The sequence below is a fragment of the Rhizobium mayense genome (assembly GCF_030272705.1).
GTDB classification, from domain to species: domain Bacteria; phylum Pseudomonadota; class Alphaproteobacteria; order Rhizobiales; family Rhizobiaceae; genus Rhizobium; species Rhizobium mayense.
This window is the reverse complement of sequence record NZ_JARFYM010000081.1, coordinates 1-3502: the sequence shown is the minus strand read 5'-3', so window position 1 is coordinate 3502 and position 3502 is coordinate 1. Positions and strand designations below refer to the sequence as shown.

At 59.5% G+C, this 3502-nt stretch carries 4 protein-coding genes and 1 pseudogene; all 5 read right to left on the bottom strand.

Going from position 1 to position 3502, the window contains the following annotated elements:
- A pseudogene (locus PY649_RS34560) lies at window positions 1-89 on the bottom strand (carboxymuconolactone decarboxylase family protein); the annotation flags it as partial.
- A gap of 34 nt (window positions 90-123) precedes the next feature.
- Complete coding sequence (locus PY649_RS34555; RefSeq protein WP_285873548.1) at window positions 124-759, bottom strand: nitroreductase family protein; 636 nt, start codon at window positions 757-759, stop codon at window positions 124-126.
- A 553-nt stretch (window positions 760-1312) separates the two neighbouring features.
- Complete coding sequence (locus PY649_RS34550; RefSeq protein ID WP_285873546.1) at window positions 1313-2005, bottom strand: SDR family NAD(P)-dependent oxidoreductase; 693 nt, start codon at window positions 2003-2005, stop codon at window positions 1313-1315.
- 46 nt (window positions 2006-2051) lie between these two features.
- Window positions 2052-2756 (bottom strand): peroxiredoxin-like family protein, encoded by a 705-nt coding sequence (locus PY649_RS34545; RefSeq protein WP_285873544.1) that lies wholly within the window; start codon window positions 2754-2756, stop codon window positions 2052-2054.
- Between the two features lie 40 nt (window positions 2757-2796).
- On the bottom strand, window positions 2797-3502 hold a 706-nt coding region (locus tag PY649_RS34540), incomplete at its 5' end, for a LysR family transcriptional regulator substrate-binding protein (RefSeq protein WP_285873542.1).

The window sequence follows — 3502 nt, the reverse complement described above, 5'->3', positions numbered from 1 at the left end:
GTGAACCCGACGTTCTTGGTGAACGCATCGAGAGTCGGTTTCGATTCGGCCGGAACCTGTTCCGGCTTTAGAGCAGCAGATCTTGCCATTATAGTCTCCGTAACTAACTGATTTTACTAGAAATTATACGAAATCTAGCACATCGGCCACCGGGCGGCGCGGCTTCTGCCGCCAGTTTCCGGGACGTTCCGCCCCTACCGACAACAGCATGACCGGCACTTCGTCCTCGGCCAGTCCGAACTCGAGGTGCACCGCTTTGTCGTCGAAACCGATCATCGGCGTCGAACCCAAGCCCCATGAGCGGGCCACATAGATCATCGCCGCGGCGCCGAAGGTGGCAGTGCGTACGGCCTCGTCGCGCTGGCGCTGCGGGTATTCCATATACAGATCCCGCGCAGGGTTTTCCCATTCCGGCACCAACCTTTCCGGCATGATGCCCGCTTCCACCACCGGGGCCAGGCGATCTGGAATTACGCTGGAATCGGCCAGCTGGCCGACGACGATGAAGGTAACGGCCGCATCGGTGATCGCCGGCTGACTCCAAGCGATCGGATGCAGGCGAGCCTTGGCTTCAGGCGAGCGCACGGCGATGAAGCGCCAGTTCTGCAGGTGGAAGGATGTCGGCGCGGTGGTGCCAATTCGCACCAGCTCGCGGATCTGGTCGTCGCTCAGAGTGACGGTAGGGTCGTAGTACTTGGTGGCCCTGCGGCTGAGGATGGTTTCGACGACGGGGTTGTTCACGGCGATTGCGTTGGTCATGGTGGCTCCTATGGGTGAAGCGATAGGTTGAGATACAAGAGTGTTTTCGTTCGCTTTGCTGGAATTGCTGCAGGGATGGGGCCTGCCCGACATCACATGCTGGGAGCCATGGGCAAGTTCCTGGATTGCCCTCGGCAGGGCTGATAGGACGTGGGCTGTCGATCCGGACGGCACCGGCGAGCCGCTGCCGTCGCCTGGTCCATCACAAGGATTGCATTCATCGTCCACCTGCCTGTGTGTGGTAAGTCTTCATTTTCCGAATTCCTTTGCAGACGACCGAAAATAGGGCCGGCGAAACGCGATGGTCCAATGACCTTTGGCTATAGATTTGATGCCATCGGCACGGCGCGCAAAAATCAGCGGTGCGGCGCGAGTTGAAGCTATCGGCTGTTGGCACGGCGATGGCCTTGCCGGCCATCGCTCAAGATCAAAGTGAGTGGAGAGGCAAGTAAAGGGACGAGGCTGGTGAGGTCATTTTTCGCGACCAAGGACCGAGGATTGCGGCTGCGCGATGCGCGATGCGCGACCGATTTTGCCGCGACCAGCCGGCGAGTCAGACGAGCGGGAAGCGTTGGATCAACTGCGTCGAACGATGCCGCTTGACGAAGGGCACTGCAACTTCCTCTTCCAGCTGTCCATTCTGTTTGGCGAGTTCCTTCACGAACGTCTCGACGGCTTCAGATGAAGTCGGTCCCGGCGACATGGAGTTGACGCTGACGGCCGTACCTTTGGTCAAGTCCGCGAGCCCGCGCCAGATAGCAAGCTGCGCGGTTTTGCTCGCGGCGTATTGAATCATCTCCGTCGGAAAGCTCAGCGCGGCTTCCGACGAAACGAAAACGATCCGGCCCCAATTGCGGTCGAGCATTCCTTTCAGGTAAGCGCGTGACAAACGCACAGCTGACATCACGTTCGCCTCGAAGAAGCGGGACCAGTCTTCATCGCTGGTGTCGAAGAAATCATTCGGCTCGAATATTGTGGGGTTGTTGATCAGGATGTCGGCGCTCGGCACCGCTTCAACCAGCTTCGCACAGCCCGATGCCGCCGACACATCCGCGACGACCCCGCTCACCTTGGCAAATGGCACACCCTTCGTGATCGACACGACCGCGGCGCCCACACCGGCTTCCGATCGGCCGTTCACGACAACGCTCGCGCCGGCTCCCGCAAGGCCCTTGGCAATGGCAAGACCAATGCCGCTCGTGGAGCCGGTCACGATCGCGGTTTTGCCCGACAAATCGATTTTCATCGGCTGCTCCTTCGCTGGCATCGTGGTTCAGGAGCTCCGGCGGACATTATTCATCGGATGCACAAGTTTCCTCAGCCTGAGATCCGGCAAGATGGCGAACTTTGTCGAGGATGTCGGATGGCTCTTGGCGGATCGTAAAATCGGGGTCGACGAAGGCGCTTCTGACGACACCGTCTTGATCGATCACGAAAGTCGCCGGGATCGGTAACATCCACTCAGTCGATCCATGACGGTGCCCGAAGTCGTAACCCTGCCCGGAGTAGTGCGCCCTGGTTTCGTCGGGGACACGAAATAGGACGCCGTAAGAAATCGCCACGCCATGGTCGACGTCCGCGAGCATCGTCAGGTCGAGGTTCAACTGGCGTTTCAACTGCCTCGGCAGATCACGGGTCTCGGGAGACACGACAACAAGGTTCGCCTTCAGACTATCAAATTGGGACTTGGCCGCTTGAAGGGCGCGAAGCTCAGCATTGCACCATGGGCACCATCCACCTCGATAGAAGCTAATGACCAGCGGCCCTTCGCCACGAAGCTGTTCGGACGAATGAAGTCGCCCATGTGCGTCGGGCAGAAGAAAATCTGGCGCCGTGTCGCCGACCTTCAATGCGCGTGACGCGATATCAGTCTCGCGAACCCAATCGACGAGAAAGTGGTACGCCTTCCTGTCCGTGTCATTGAGCCCAGCCAAAAGCTCGTTGCGCACCTGACTGAGGGTCTTGGTTAAATGGTCGGACATCAATTCGACGGTCATCTGCACACCAGGCATCTCAAGAAATAAGCAATATGCGGAGTCATGCGGACATGCCGGTCGCGTCGAGGTGGCTGTGACGCCCGGATTGGAGAGGCGATCCCGCATGAAGAGACCAGTCGTGCAAGCGCACAACTTTGATGAAGGCGTCCAGCGCCGGTGAGTAGCGTCGGCCCTGCACGGCAAGAAGCCGGACCTCTCGCCATACCGGATCGCCATCGATCGGAAGCGCCTTCAGGGTGGGTAGCCGCGGCATATGCTCGGGCGCCAGCACTATTCCAAACCCGGCGGCGGCCAAATGCTGCAGGTGCAAGTCGCGGCAACTGCGATGATTGTGACGCGGCGGCGCGTCGGGAAAGCAGCGGCGGAGAAATTTCGGCGCCACGTCGCAGTAGGAACGATCGAGAATGGTGGCTTCGCGAAGCGCTTCCATTCCGATCACTGGACGGTCTGCCAGTTCATGCGATGGAGCAAGAACGGCGACATAGCGCTCTTCGAACAGCGCCCAATCGTCGATCCGTTCCGGTCTATCGTCGAGATCTCCAACCAGGGCGACATTGACCTCGCCCTCCAACAGAAGCTCGACGAGGCGACTTGGCGGCTCTTCCCGCAGCTCGACATGCAGGCCGGGGACGAATTTGCGAATCTCGGCGATCGGCTCGACGACGAGCGAAGCGGAAATCGATGGGGCGAGACCGATCGTTAATGGCGCGACTTCCTTTTTTTGAAACTCGCGCGCGCGGCGTCGA

Coding starts and splice junctions, on each gene's coding strand:
- PY649_RS34555 (WP_285873548.1), bottom strand. CDS start 759: ATGACCAACGCAATCGCCGTGAACAACCCCGTCGTCGAAACCATCCTC.
- PY649_RS34545 (WP_285873544.1), bottom strand. CDS start 2,756: ATGACCGTCGAATTGATGTCCGACCATTTAACCAAGACCCTCAGTCAG.
- PY649_RS34550 (WP_285873546.1), bottom strand. CDS start 2,005: ATGAAAATCGATTTGTCGGGCAAAACCGCGATCGTGACCGGCTCCACG.